Annotated in this window: 14 protein-coding genes; 3 read left to right on the top strand and 11 right to left on the bottom strand. The window is 52.5% G+C overall.

The features are described 5' to 3' along the window. Positions 1–133 precede the first annotated feature (133 nt). Positions 134–865: an arginine ABC transporter substrate-binding protein ArtJ gene (gene artJ, locus ACTU3N_RS16650; protein WP_443087236.1), complete on the top strand. Its 732-nt coding sequence runs from the start codon at positions 134–136 to the stop codon at positions 863–865. A 45-nt stretch (positions 866–910) separates the two neighbouring features. Here the strand turns inward: artJ and ACTU3N_RS16645 are convergent, their stop codons facing one another. From ACTU3N_RS16645 to nfsA, 10 genes are all read right to left on the bottom strand, one after another. Further along, positions 911–1339 (bottom strand): Sbal_3080 family lipoprotein, encoded by a 429-nt coding sequence (locus ACTU3N_RS16645; protein WP_443087235.1) that lies wholly within the window; start codon positions 1337–1339, stop codon positions 911–913. A gap of 68 nt (positions 1340–1407) precedes the next feature. After that, a complete protein-coding gene (gene rlmC / locus ACTU3N_RS16640) occupies positions 1408–2538 on the bottom strand; it encodes a 23S rRNA (uracil(747)-C(5))-methyltransferase RlmC (RefSeq protein ID WP_443087234.1) in 1131 nt (376 codons plus the stop codon). Between the two features lie 41 nt (positions 2539–2579). After that, complete coding sequence (locus ACTU3N_RS16635) at positions 2580–3050, bottom strand: YbjO family protein (RefSeq protein WP_443087233.1); 471 nt, start codon at positions 3048–3050, stop codon at positions 2580–2582. A 73-nt stretch (positions 3051–3123) separates the two neighbouring features. Beyond that, positions 3124–3969 (bottom strand): putrescine ABC transporter permease PotI, encoded by an 846-nt coding sequence (gene potI, locus ACTU3N_RS16630; protein ID WP_443087232.1) that lies wholly within the window; start codon positions 3967–3969, stop codon positions 3124–3126. Next, entirely contained in the window at positions 3966–4922 is a 957-nt protein-coding gene (gene potH, locus ACTU3N_RS16625) for a putrescine ABC transporter permease PotH (RefSeq protein ID WP_443087231.1), read from the bottom strand. Before potH ends, potI begins: the two co-directional genes overlap by 4 nt. A gap of 6 nt (positions 4923–4928) precedes the next feature. Further along, positions 4929–6062 (bottom strand): putrescine ABC transporter ATP-binding subunit PotG, encoded by a 1134-nt coding sequence (gene potG, locus ACTU3N_RS16620; RefSeq protein ID WP_443087230.1) that lies wholly within the window; start codon positions 6060–6062, stop codon positions 4929–4931. Positions 6063–6185: 123 nt separating this feature from the next. Continuing rightward, positions 6186–7298: a spermidine/putrescine ABC transporter substrate-binding protein PotF gene (gene potF / locus ACTU3N_RS16615; RefSeq protein WP_443087229.1), complete on the bottom strand. Its 1113-nt coding sequence runs from the start codon at positions 7296–7298 to the stop codon at positions 6186–6188. A gap of 350 nt (positions 7299–7648) precedes the next feature. Then, the gene (locus tag ACTU3N_RS16610; protein ID WP_443087228.1) at positions 7649–8128 is read right to left on the bottom strand and encodes a YbjN domain-containing protein; all 480 of its coding nucleotides are present in this window, start codon (positions 8126–8128) and stop codon (positions 7649–7651) included. Positions 8129–8213: 85 nt separating this feature from the next. Continuing rightward, entirely contained in the window at positions 8214–9116 is a 903-nt protein-coding gene (gene rimK / locus ACTU3N_RS16605) for a 30S ribosomal protein S6--L-glutamate ligase (protein WP_443087227.1), read from the bottom strand. A gap of 72 nt (positions 9117–9188) precedes the next feature. After that, positions 9189–9911 (bottom strand): oxygen-insensitive NADPH nitroreductase, encoded by a 723-nt coding sequence (gene nfsA / locus ACTU3N_RS16600; protein ID WP_443087226.1) that lies wholly within the window; start codon positions 9909–9911, stop codon positions 9189–9191. Positions 9912–10086: 175 nt separating this feature from the next. Between nfsA and ACTU3N_RS16595 the strand changes: the two genes are divergently transcribed. Further along, complete coding sequence (locus tag ACTU3N_RS16595; RefSeq protein ID WP_443087225.1) at positions 10087–10350, top strand: GrxA family glutaredoxin; 264 nt, start codon at positions 10087–10089, stop codon at positions 10348–10350. A gap of 11 nt (positions 10351–10361) precedes the next feature. Here the strand turns inward: ACTU3N_RS16595 and ybjM are convergent, their stop codons facing one another. Further along, complete coding sequence (ybjM, locus tag ACTU3N_RS16590; protein WP_443087224.1) at positions 10362–10757, bottom strand: inner membrane protein YbjM; 396 nt, start codon at positions 10755–10757, stop codon at positions 10362–10364. Positions 10758–11036: 279 nt separating this feature from the next. Between ybjM and ACTU3N_RS16585 the strand changes: the two genes are divergently transcribed. Further along, positions 11037–12713 (top strand): aspartate:alanine antiporter, encoded by a 1677-nt coding sequence (locus ACTU3N_RS16585; RefSeq protein WP_443087223.1) that lies wholly within the window; start codon positions 11037–11039, stop codon positions 12711–12713. Positions 12714–13347: the final 634 nt, after the last annotated feature.

The following is a 13347-nucleotide window of genomic DNA, read 5'->3' as shown; positions in this document are numbered from 1 at the left end:
ATCACTCGCCTTTTTTATATCCCATATGAAATATATACTCATTTATATTGCATATAAATTCATATGGTGGCATTGTTATTTCTGGACTGACAATACAGCGTTAACGATAAGAAAGACTGACAGGAGTTCGATAATGAAAAAACTGCTACTGGCTACCCTGCTCACCGCTTTTGCGACTGGCGCACTGGCTGGCGACAAAATCAATTTTGGTGTTTCCGCCACTTATCCGCCATTTGAATCGCTGGATGCGGGCAATAAAATTGTCGGTTTTGATATCGATCTGGTCAATGCGATGTGCAAACAGATGCAGGCAGAGTGCACCTTTACCAATCACGCCTTTGACAGTCTTATTCCGGCGCTGAAATTTAAGAAATATGATGCCGTCGTTTCCGGCATGGATATTACGCCGGAGCGTAGCAAGCAGGTGGCTTTCACCGACCCGTACTATGCCAACTCTGCGCTCGTAATCGCGAAGAAAGACACCTTCACGTCATTCGATGAGCTGAAAGGCAAGCGTATCGGTATGGAAAACGGCACGACGCACCAGAAATATTTGCAGGATAAGCACCCGGAAGTGAAAACAGTGGCGTATGACAGCTACCAGAATGCCATTATCGATTTGAAAAATGGCCGCCTCGACGGGGTATTTGGCGACACGGCGGTGGTGAATGAGTGGCTGAAAACAAACCCGCAGCTCGGCCCGGCAACGCCAAAAGTAACCGATGCGCAATACTTCGGCACCGGTTTAGGCATCGCCGTGCGCCCGGATAACAAGGCCCTGCTGGAAAAACTCAACGCGGCGCTGAAAGCCATCAAAGCCGACGGGACTTACCAGAAAATCAGCGACCAGTGGTTCCCGCAATAAGCTGAACGCTTTCTCTATGCCCACCCGCCGGTGGGCATATTTCTTTTAGCCGCCGCTGCCGACCAGGCGGTCAATGACCGGGTTAATTTTGTACGCCGTCCCCCGCCATTTCATTAATGATAATCCGCCGCCCGCCCGTAAGTGGAAATGCGCCGACGCCACCTGCACCCCGTCGCGATTCACCGTAAACTCCGCGAACGAAAGATACGGCACCACATCCCAGGTACGACGCGCGGTGTAATTCATAATCCACGGGCAATTTTCCGGGCGAGTGTCGGTAAAAACGACCGATTCGATATTGTGATATTTCAGCCGCTGTTGCACCACCGGCAACAGATCGCTGACTTTCACCGCATCATTTTTTTGAATGCAGATACGGTTTATGGCTTCCGTTTTGGGTAAAGGCGCAACCTTCACAGAGGTACAGCCGACCAGACCGACAGCAAACACCGGCAATAATGCTTTTATTTTCATCGAATTATCCCTGAATGATAAAATCCGGCGCATTATGCCACAACAGGGTAAAGCTGTTTGTATGAGAATCAATTCACCCGTGAAAGAAGCGTCAGCACTTCGTAATGGGCGGTATGAGGGAACATGTCGAACAGCTGCACCCGCTCGATTTTATACCCGGCTAACATACGGATATCGTTTGCCATTGTCGCGGCATTACAACTGGAATAAATAATATATGGCGGAGCCATATTGCTGAGGTCGTCACAGAGCGCCGGGCCGATACCCCGGCGCGGTGGGTTGACCAGCACCAGCGTCGGAATATCTTCTTGCGCCGTGGCAAACTGCGTGGAGTCCAGCGCCTGAAAACGCAGGTTATGCAGCCCTAATGCCTGCGCCGACTGCGTCGCACAGGCAATAGCTTGCGGGGCAATTTCGATCCCCGTCAGGCGCATGTCAGGGGTGGCGCAGTGCAGGCCGAAACCGCCGACGCCGCAAAACAGATCCCACATATGGCTGACCGGCAGAGCGCGAACCCAGTCGCGGGCGGTGGCGTAAAGCGCGCTGGCGACCACAGGGTTGGTCTGAAAGAAGCTTTGCGGGCGGATCCACAGCGGCACGCCGTTAAAATTTTCCGCCAGCGCCTGCTGGTCGGTGAGAAAAATCTCCTCCTCCCCTTCCATAATGGCCATATGCACCGGCTGGATATTCGCCGAAATCACCTTCAGTTGCGGCAACCGGGCCTGTAACTCAGGCAGCGCAGCGCGAAGCTTATCGAGCTTGGCGTGCGAGCGCAGCACAAAACGCAGCATCATGCCGCCATCGAGCTGGCTTTCGGTCAGTAGCAGGTATTTCAATTCGCCGCGTTTGCGCGCCACGTTGTAAGGCGTCAGGCCCGCACGGGCGATAAACGGTTTCAATGCATCAAACACCGGGGCAAAAGAGGCCGGATAGAGTGGGCAGGCGGTCAAATCCTCCGGCGTGCCGTCACGGTGCAGCATACCGAACAGCGGTTTTTCGACGCTGCCGCTGACCACCATTTTCGCTTTATTACGAAACCCCTGTTCAGGGCCGCTGACAGGCGCGCGCCATTCACCCACAGGCAACCCCGCCAGTAACGCCCGGAGATCGTGCATTTTCGCGGTAAGTTGCGAGGGTAACGGTTGTTCCAGCCACTGACAGGAGCGACAACGGCCAGCGTCATAGAGAGCGCACTGCATAATAAAACCTTTCGTTTTGCGGGGCCGGGATTGTACCACCGTTATTGCAAGCGGAAAAAGCGTCGGCTGGGCGAAGGGATAAACAGCAGGAACAGCACCAGTAAATCAGGCATTTTTTGCATCACCAGCGAGTGGAAAATCTCGCGCCGCGATCCGCCAGCGATGCTGAAAAGCTCAGGATAACCGTAGCCGAGCGATGCGGCCCATAAATAACTGGCCGCGATGATTTGCGTCGTGAAATAGAGCCATCGCGCCCAGTTGCGCCCTTTCACCAGCGAAAACGCGCAAAGGATTTCAATAAACACCAGCAGCAGACTGCCGAGGAAGATCAGCGTCAGGCTCCAGGTCTGGGCGCTGCGCCGCACGAATTCCAGCAAACCATGCAGGCCGAGCAGTTCGGAAATCATCAAAAAATCAACGCAGCGGATGATGATGATGGCAATAGCAGCCACCTGTACCAGCGCCGGTACATTTAAACGCGCGTGATGTGGTGATTCCCTTAACGCTCCCAAGCTCGTCGCTTCCCGATGAAAAGATGCCGCTCACGCGCGGCATCTGTGACAGAATTTCCTGATTCTAATAAGTTCAGCTTTGTCTTGCACGCTGGATATCGCGCATTCGCTGCTTTTCTGCGCGCGCCATCAAATACCAGGCAATTAACCCCACAATCCCGACCACGCCGAGAATAATGCTCGCCAGCGCGTTGATCTCCGGGTTGACCCCCATCCGCACGCTGGAGAACACCAGCATCGGCAGCGTGGTCGCACCAGGACCTGAGACAAAACTGGCTATCACCAGATCATCAAGCGACAGGGTAAACGCCAGCAGCCAGCCGGAGACAATGGCCGGCATGATCATCGGTAGCGTGATAACAAAAAAGACTTTCAGCGGCGTCGCGCCTAAATCCATTGCCGCTTCTTCAATCGAGCGATCGAGTTCACGTAAACGCGAGGAAATCACCACCGCGACGTAGGCCGTACAGAATGTCACATGTGCCAGCCAGATGGTCAGCATCCCACGATCCGACGGCCAGCCAATAGCGTGAGCGAGAGCCACAAACAGCAGCAGCAAAGACAGCCCGGTGATAACATCCGGCATCACCAGCGGCGCGGTTATCATAAAAGCGAAGCCGTTCGCTCCGCGAAAGCGACCAAAGCGCACCATCACCACCGCGGCGATGGTGCCGAAAACTGCCGCCATCGTCGCCGCACACGCCGCGATGGTCAGACTCAGCCCCACTGCACGCATCATCGCATCGTCGTGGAATAACGCGCTATACCAGCGTGTAGACCAACCGGCCCATACCGTCACCAGTTTTGAGCTGTTAAACGAATAGATAACCAGCATCAGCATCGGCGCATAAAGAAAGGTAAAACCGATGACAAGGATCAGAATGCGCCAGGGAGAGCGCACAACCGGCAAGGTGTTCATGCATTGTCTCCCATCTGTTTTTGCTGATGTTTGTGGAACCACATAATAGGCACAATCAATAACAGCAGCATGATAATTGCCACTGCCGAGGCCACCGGCCAGTCACGGTTATTGAAAAACTCCTGCCATAGCACGCGGCCAATCATGATGCTGTCCGGCCCGCCGAGCAGCTCCGGAATAACAAATTCGCCGACCGCCGGAATAAACACCAGCATCGACCCGGCGATAATCCCGCCTTTGGTCAGCGGAACGATAACGCTGAAAAATGTTTTTAATGGCCGGGCGCCGAGATCCAGCGACGCTTCCACCAGGGAATAATCGATACGCGTCAGCGCGGTATAGATCGGTAAAACCATAAACGGCAAATAGGCATAGACGATGCCGATATAGACCGCCAGATTGGTGTGCAGAATAACCAGCGGCTCATCAATCACACCCAGCCATAGCAGCACGTTATTCAGCACGCCGTTATTTTTCAGGATCCCCATCCATGCATACACACGGATCAGAAACGACGTCCACGACGGCAAAATGACCAGCAACAGCAGAATATTACGCGTTGATGGCTTGCTGTGCGCGACCGCCCAGGCCAGCGGATAGCCCAACAGCAGGCAGCATAGTGTTGAGACGCCCGCAATCTGTAATGACTGCAAATAGGCTTCGAAATAGAGCGGATCGTCGGTCAATTGCAGGAAATTGCCAAGATTTAGCGTGACGGTAAGCTGCCCGTCCGCCCACTCAAGCAGGTCGGTATAGGGCGGGATCTGCCGCGCCATCTCCGCCAGGCTGATTTTAAAAACAATCAAAAACGGCAGCAGGAACAGCAGAATCAGCCAGATATAAGGCAGCGCGATCACCAGCTTGCGGCCATGACGCATCTGTAAACGCGCCAGCCACAGCGTCAGGCCGCCCGGTTTTCCGGCATGGGCCGGAGGCTCCAGAGTACTCATCATCGCTCCTTAAACCGTCAACACCACGCAACTGTCCGCATCCCAGCACAGGCGCACTTCGTCGCCCCACGTCGGGGTGCCTCTACGGTAGCGATGCGCGTTTTGCAACTGGGCGCTGATCATCTGCCCGCTGTGCAAACGCACGTGATAAATCGAGAGATCGCCAAGATAAGCAATGTGCGCCACTTCGCCCACGGCAAAGTTGTACCCATCAGCGGGCGGCGCGTCGCACAGCATGATTTTTTCCGGGCGCAGCGCAACAAACACCGGCACATTGTCCATGACCGATGCATCCGACGACACTTTTAACGGGTGCACTAATCCCGGCGCGTCTATCACCAGGCCATCTTCCTGACGCGCTTTTAACAGCCCTTCGAAGACATTCACCGAGCCGATAAATTCAGCGCTGTAGCGGGTTGTCGGGTGTTCGTAGATCTCTTCCGGCTCGCCAATCTGCACAAACTTGCCGCGATTCATAATCGCTATGCGCCCGGCCATGGTCATCGCCTCTTCCTGGTCATGCGTGACCATCACACAGGTCACCCCGACGCGTTCCAGGATATCCACCACTTCCAGTTGCATACGGTCGCGCAGTTTTTTATCAAGCGCCCCCATCGGTTCATCAAGCAGCAGCAGTTTTGGCCGTTTCGCCAGGCTGCGCGCCAGTGCCACGCGCTGACGTTGACCGCCGGAAAGCTGGTGAGGTTTCCGTTTGGCAAACTCGCTCATATGCACCAGTTGCAGCATCTCGGCGACGCGGCTGGTGATTTCACTTTTCGGCAGTTTGTCCTGTTTAAGACCAAAAGCGATGTTCTGCTCGACGGTCATGTGCGGAAATAACGCGTAAGACTGGAACATCATATTGATAGGGCGCAGGTAGGGCGGCACATGGGCCAGATCCACGCCATCAAGCATAATTTGCCCCTGCGTCGGTTGCTCAAAACCCGCGAGCATACGCAGCAGCGTGGATTTACCACAGCCGGACGCGCCCAGTAACGCAAAGATTTCGCCTTTGTAAATCGTCAAACTGACGTCGTCCACAGCATGCTGGCCGTCAAACGACTTGGTCAGGTTGCGGATTTCCAGTAACGGTGTCAGCGCCTTATGGTTTTTCGCCTGTGGGCGGGGGATAGCGTCATTCACTCAAGTGCTCTCCGGTGTAACACGAGACAGCATGGCCCGGTTGCCATACGCAGTACGTAACGGTGCAGTTGCACACGCGTGGTGCACTAAACCGGACAGTTTTCCCCTGCCCGGCCATTTGTTTTATTTACCGCTTTTTACTTTGGTCCAGGCACGCGTTCTGACGCGGTCGATTTTCGGTTCCTGCACTTTTAGCGTAAACAGCTTGGCGAATACCGCTTCCGGCGGGTAAATACCTGGGTTATCGCGCACTTCTGCGCTAATAAGCGGCACAGAGGCCTGGTTAGCATTGGCGAAGAAAACATGCTCGCTGATATGGGCGATAACGTCCGGGCGCATCAGATAGTTGAGGAACTGGTACGCTTCATCTTTATTTTTCGCATCCGCAGGCATCGCGAACACATCAAAGAACGCAAGCGCGCCCTCTTTCGGAATAAAATAAGAAACGTTCACCCCATTCTTCGCTTCTTTTGCCCGGTTCGCCGCCTGCCAGACATCCCCTGCCCAGCCAATCGCTACGCAGATATCGCCGTTAGCCAGATCGTTGATGTACTGGGACGAGTGGAAATAGCGAACATTTGGCCGCAGTTTCAGCAACAGATCGGTGGCCGCACCGGTGTAGTCATCCGCTTTGCTGCTGTTCGGATCTTTACCCAAATAGTTCAGCACGGTGGCGAAGATCTCTTCCGGCGCATCAAGGAAGGAGACGCCACAGCTTTTAAGTTTGGCGAGATTCTCCGGTTTTAACACCAGATCCCAGCTATCCAGCGGCACATCTTTACCCAGCGCCGCTTTCACTTTATCGACGTTATAGCCAATGCCGGTGGTGGCCCACAGATACGGGAAAGCGTATTTATTCTCCGGATCGTGTTTGGCGACCAGCTCCAGCACTTTCGGATCGAGGTTTTTCCAGTTCGGCAGTTTGCTTTTATCCAGCGGCTGGAACACGCCTGCGGCAATCTGGCGCTCAAGGAAACTTGCCGATGGCACCACCAGATCGAAACCCGTACTGCCCGCCATCAGTTTGCCTTCCAGCACTTCATTGGAGTCAAACACGTCATAAACGACTTTGATGCCGGTCTCTTTCTCAAAGTTTGCGACGGTGTCCGGCGCAATATAATCAGACCAGTTATAAACATGCAGCGTCTTTTGCTCCGCGGCAAACGTGCTGGCAGAGACAGCCATCAACGCACCCGCAACAAGACCCGATACCCATTTTTTGCTCAAGGCGGTCATATCTTATTCCTTCTGGAAAGCCCATTAACATACGGACTAAATGTACGCATTCAGGATATGCAAAAACCGTGCATATTTTGTCACTCTACACAAACCGGAAAAAACCTGACTTCCGGCAGGCACCGCATGCTGTTTTTAAAGCTGCGCAAGAATAACTGTAGCCAGGGTTTGAGGCCAGAGGTGAGATCAAAAAACGCCTTTTATCAATTTTTTATGCAGATTATGTCTATGTGATAAGCCAGAACGGCGGGAAAGAGAGTGAATAATTCTTTAAAGAAAGGTTAATTGCAGCATAAAAACATTTATTATGCAGTCGCGCTGGCAGCGACTGCGCTGATGCTGCGGGGGAGTCAGTGAAGAAAATTGTGCGCTTCTTCAACAATTGCCTGCTCTTCCTCGCCGGGAGAGATCAACAGTTGGTGCGCGCTCGCTTCGAGGATAACCATCGAAATCTGCTCCTCGCTTTGGCGCATAAACCACGCGAACTGATTAAATGACAGCCCGGCTCCGGCCGCAAACGACTGGCACACCACCAGCTTCGGTAAATTATCATCCTGAATATCAATGAATGCTTTCACCGTTAATGAGCTGGCGTTGATCGCAGAAAGATCGGCAGCGAGCGCCAGCAACGCCGTGGGCCGGATTTCCGCCATCGCGGTAAACAGTACGATGTCATTGACCAGGTCTATTTTTGCATCGAACACACCATCAAAGTTTTGCATATGCGGCAGATGCAAGGCCTGGCAGTTATCACACTCAAAAAAGTTGATACCCAGTTCGTCGAGCCATTGACGAAGCGTGTCCAGCACAGGAACGACGAGTGAATCCATAAAACACGACTCTCTGACAGAAAAAAATTGCCCCTAGCTTACGCAAAAAGGCGGCACGGTACCATTAATAGCGGTGAAATTCGCCCTAGCCGCCGGTTTTCAGGCTAAATCCCGGCGTCGCATGACGCTCAATCCACTGGATCATGCGCCCGGCGATATCGATACCGGTGGTTTTTTCAATACCTTCCAGCCCTGGCGAAGCGTTCACTTCCATAACCAGCGGGCCGCGATTTGCGCGTAAAATATCCACCCCGGCAACATCCAGACCCAGCGTTTGCGCAGCGGAAACAGCAATCTCCCGCTCACGCGGCGTGATATTCGCAATAACCGCGACGCCGCCACGGTGCAGGTTGGAGCGAAAATCCCCCGGCTTCGCCCGCCGCTCAATGGCCGCCACCACTTCGTTGCCCACCACCAGGCAGCGAATATCGCAGCCTTTCGCTTCTTTTATATACTCCTGCACCAGGATATGGGCGTTTAGCCCACGAAACGCATCAATCACGCTCTCCGCCGCCTGGCGCGTTTCTGCAAGCACCACGCCAATACCCTGCGTGCCTTCCACCAGTTTCACCACCAGCGGCGCGCCGCCAACCATATCGATAAGATCGCTGGTATCGTCGGGCGAATGCGCTATCCCGGTGACAGGCAAGTCTATCTCCTGGCGTACAAGCAGTTGCAACGAGCGCAGCTTGTCACGCGCGCGCGTAATAGCGACGGATTCATTGAGGGGATAACTGCCAAGGATTTCGAACTGGCGCAGCACTGCGGTGCCATAAAAGGTGATAGCCGAACCTATCCGCGGGATCACCGCGTCAAAATGAGGAAGCTGGCGGCCTTTATAATGCATCGACGAGGCCGCCTGGGTGATATTCATATAACAGGACAACGGGTCAAGGATTTCAACCAGATGGCCCCGCTGCATCGCCGCTTCCCGCAGCCGCTTACATGAATAGAGCGTTCCATCCCGGGACAATATGGCTATTTTCACCCTGCACCTCTCTGACAAGACCAGTCAACGCCCGCGTATCATACACGCAGCGACGTGCAGGATGAACGGGAATTAGCGTGTTGCCCACCCTTGTTTGTGCAAATAGTCGAGAATAAACGGTCGATTCTCTTTAATGATCGTGCGGCGGATATGGTCAGTCCATGTATCGCGGCGCGTGTTGCTGTCACGCGAGAGGTAATAATTCGCGATTTGTTCGTCATACTTTTCGAGCAACGCGTTATCGACCGGCTGGTAATGATTTTCGTGCACCACCAGTTCAGCAGGCAGCCGTGGTTTCAAATCCGGTTTATCCGCCGGCCAGCCGAGGCACAAGCCAAACAGCGGCAACACATATTTTGGCACCTGCAGCAGCTCACCCACCGCTTCGATATTATTACGTATACCGCCAATATAGACACCGCCCAGGCCGAGCGATTCGGCAGCGGTAAAGGCATTTTGCGCCATCAGCGCGGTGTCAACCACGCCCAGCAATAATTGCTCCGCAAGCCCCAATTGCGCATCCGGGCAAATTTGCAGGTTACGATTAAAATCTGCGCAAAATACCCAGAATTCTGCCGCCTGCGCCACATGTTTCTGCCCGCCAGTTAAGGTTACCAGCTGCTCGCGCATCGCAGGATCCGTCACTCGTATTATTGAGCTGCACTGCAAAAAACTGGAACTGGATGTCGCTTGCGCGCTGGCAATGATCGCCTCGCGCTGCTCTTTGGTAATCGGCTCGTCGGTGAAGTGGCGAATGGAACGGTGGGCGCACAGCAATTCAATCGTTGGTGTCATGTTGAATATTCCCCTGGAAAACAAGAACAGCAGTATAAGTCAACCTGCCATTAGAAAATTACCCCTCGTTGCGCTGAAAGGTAACAAAGATTAAACCAACAGGCATAACCTGCTTTTCATTGCCTAACGTTATTGCCAGGATATCAGTAGATTCTTAAAGGTTAAGGAGAGAAATATGTTTGCTGTTATTTTTGGTCGTCCTGGTTGCCCTTATTGTGTCCGCGCTAAAGAGCTTGCCGACAAATTGTCTAAAGAGCGTGATGATTTTAGCTATCGCTATGTTGATATTCACGCGGAAGGGATAACCAAGGCCGATCTGGAAAAGACCGTGGGTAAACCGGTTGAAACCGTGCCGCAGATTTTTCTCGACCAAAAGCATATCGGTGGTTTTACTGATTTTGAAGCGTACGCCAAAGCGCATCTCGGCCTTTTCGCCTGAAAACAGCGCCCTCAACTGCGAGGGCGTTTTATTCTTTGCGCAGCCCGCGGTAAACGCAGCAAATTACGCACAAACAGGCAGGCAAGCGCGCCAATCCCACACCAGAACACGGCGCTGAACAACCATGCTACCTCCTGCCAGAACGGCCGCAACGGCGTAATGCACAGATGAATCAGCAGATAACAGAATGGTAAAGCCAGCACGGCTCCCGCGAGTGATAAAACAACCTGTCGTTGTTGTAGCATCAGGCTACTTATCACACCGGGCAGAACAAACAGCAGCAAACCGAATTGCGGATGCGAGTGCGCATGGAAAACACACTTTTTATCGATAACCAGAGCAAAACAAATAGCAACAAATAGTAAACAGCAGCAAATTACACCCATCCAACTTCGTCTGCTCTTCAAACAATCCTCCTGACTTTTCCTGAAGTACAACTCATTCGTTCAAAAGAATGTCCGGACAGATAAAGCGTTGCAGCAATCCTTGCCGATAAAACACCCGCGTTAATACGCGATTCTCACTAGCCGTTATAATCTGATACGATTAAACTAACGGCCTGTTTTTGTTTTGTGTGGAATTTCAGGGGTGGCAACACTTTTTTCAGCGGTCTTCACCTAAGCAAAACACTAGCTCAAATCACTCTTTCTTTCAACAGCTTACAAGTAAACAAGAAGTTAGACTCCGTGAATATAAACGTCGCAGATTTGTTAAACGGGAATTACATACTGTTATTGTTTGTCGTCCTGGCTCTTGGACTCTGTCTTGGTAAATTACGCCTGGGCTCAGTACAACTCGGTAATTCCATTGGCGTTTTGGTGGTTTCTTTATTATTGGGCCAGCAGCACTTCAGCATAAACACTGATGCGCTGAATCTGGGCTTTATGCTGTTTATTTTCTGTGTCGGTGTTGAAGCCGGTCCCAACTTTTTTTCCATTTTTTTTCGTGATGGCAAAAATTATCTGATGCTGGCGCTGGTATTGGTCGGTAGCGCGCTGTTGATTGCCCTGGGGCTGGGCAAATTATTCGGCTGGGATATCGGCCTGACGGCCGGGATGCTGGCAGGCTCCATGACATCGACACCGGTGTTGGTCGGCGCAGGCGATACGCTGCGGCATTTGGGTATGGAAAGCGGCAAGCTTAACAGCGCCCTGGACAACCTCAGCCTCGGTTATGCATTGACCTACCTGATTGGTCTGGTGAGCCTGATTTTCGGCGCACGCTATTTGCCAAAGCTCCAGCACCAGGACTTGCAGACCAGCGCCCAGCAAATCGCCCGCGAGCGTGGTCTGGATACCGATGCACATCGTAAGGTCTATCTGCCGGTTATCCGCGCCTATCGCGTGGGGCCGGAGCTGGTGGCCTGGGCCGATGGCAAAAATCTGCGCGAGCTGGGGATTTATCGCCAGACGGGTTGTTATATCGAGCGGATCCGCCGTAACGGTATTCTTGCCAGCCCCGATGGCGATGCGGTGCTGCAAATGGGCGATGAGATCTCGCTGGTGGGCTATCCCGACGCACATGCACGCCTTGACCCCAGTTTCCGTAACGGGAAAGAGGTGTTCGACCGCGATCTCCTGGACATGCGCATCGTCACCGAAGAGGTGGTGGTGAAAAACCATAACGTCGTGGGCCGCCGCCTCGCACAATTAAAGTTGACCGATCACGGCTGCTTTTTGAACCGCGTGATCCGCAGCCAGATTGAGATGCCGATCGACGACAATATTGTGCTGAATAAAGGAGATGTGTTGCAGGTAAGCGGCGATGCCCGCCGGGTAAAAACCATCGCCGATCGTATCGGCTTTATCTCTATTCATAGCCAGGTTACTGATTTACTTGCCTTCTGCGCTTTCTTTATTGTCGGCCTGATGATCGGCATGATCACCTTCCAGTTCAGCACATTCAGTTTTGGTATCGGTAACGCAGCCGGGCTGCTGTTTGCCGGGATTATGCTCGGCTTCCTGCGCGCCAACCATCCTACCTTCGGCTATATCCCCCAGGGCGCGCTGATGATGGTGAAAGAGTTTGGTCTGATGGTGTTTATGGCGGGCGTCGGGTTGAGCGCGGGTAGCGGTCTTGGTAATGGTCTTGGCGCTATCGGCGGGCAGATGCTGATCGCCGGTTTGCTGGTCAGTCTGGTGCCGGTACTGATCTGTTTTCTTTTCGGCGCTTATGTGCTGAAAATGAATCGTGCGTTACTGTTTGGCGCAATGATGGGCGCGCGCACCTGCGCACCTGCAATGGAGATCATCAGCGATACCGCGCGCAGTAATATTCCGGCGCTGGGCTATGCGGGCACCTATGCGATTGCTAACGTTTTACTGACACTGGCGGGTACATTGATCATTATTATCTGGCCTTAGCCAGGATAAATCTGAAGCTGAAAATTATTTCACTTATGACAGAACTTTTTTCAAACGTATCAGTCATAACTAGTGCCACTGCTTTTCTTTGATGTCCCCATTTTGTGGAGCCCATCAACCCCGCCATTTTGGTTCAAGGTTGATGGGTTTTTTATTGCCTGTTATTATTGGTCATATAAATCATGAGGTTACGCATACACTGCGTAGCCTTTGGCGACATAATGGCGACAGCGCTTTGTGCTGTACATATAAGGAACCATTTCTGTGGCATCTCAAAGTCAATCCAGGTATTCTTCGCTTGAATTCTTTATTTCCGAAGGAATTAAGCAAAGCTTCATAGATGAATGCGACAGCGTTGGTCTTGAAGCAAAAAGAGTGGAATGCTTTTCTGCGAACCCCACCATTCGCGAATATCTGAGTATTGTTTTTGAACGTGGACAGAAGTATGCACCCCAAGTACTAAAGGTTCTGAGTATGCTACAAAGGAAAACTAGTATAAAAATCGAAATTGAATCGCCACGGATAATCTAGACACTTCCGAGCCGTTGATAATATTGATTTTCATATTCCGTCGGTGGCATCTGATCACTCGAACCATGCCGACGCTTACTGTTATAAAACATTTCGATGTAAT

Source organism: Vagococcus sp. WN89Y, from assembly GCF_052220145.1.
Lineage (GTDB): Bacteria > Pseudomonadota > Gammaproteobacteria > Enterobacterales > Enterobacteriaceae > Kosakonia.
This window is presented reverse-complemented; position numbering and strand designations above follow the sequence as displayed.

Coding starts and splice junctions, on each gene's coding strand:
- nfsA (WP_443087226.1), bottom strand. CDS start 9,911: ATGACACCAACGATTGAATTGCTGTGCGCCCACCGTTCCATTCGCCAC.
- ACTU3N_RS16595 (WP_443087225.1), top strand. CDS start 10,087: ATGTTTGCTGTTATTTTTGGTCGTCCTGGTTGCCCTTATTGTGTCCGC.
- potH (WP_443087231.1), bottom strand. CDS start 4,922: ATGATGAGTACTCTGGAGCCTCCGGCCCATGCCGGAAAACCGGGCGGC.
- potF (WP_443087229.1), bottom strand. CDS start 7,298: ATGACCGCCTTGAGCAAAAAATGGGTATCGGGTCTTGTTGCGGGTGCG.
- rlmC (WP_443087234.1), bottom strand. CDS start 2,538: ATGCAGTGCGCTCTCTATGACGCTGGCCGTTGTCGCTCCTGTCAGTGG.
- ACTU3N_RS16610 (WP_443087228.1), bottom strand. CDS start 8,128: ATGGATTCACTCGTCGTTCCTGTGCTGGACACGCTTCGTCAATGGCTC.
- artJ (WP_443087236.1), top strand. CDS start 134: ATGAAAAAACTGCTACTGGCTACCCTGCTCACCGCTTTTGCGACTGGC.
- ACTU3N_RS16645 (WP_443087235.1), bottom strand. CDS start 1,339: ATGAAAATAAAAGCATTATTGCCGGTGTTTGCTGTCGGTCTGGTCGGC.
- potI (WP_443087232.1), bottom strand. CDS start 3,969: ATGAACACCTTGCCGGTTGTGCGCTCTCCCTGGCGCATTCTGATCCTT.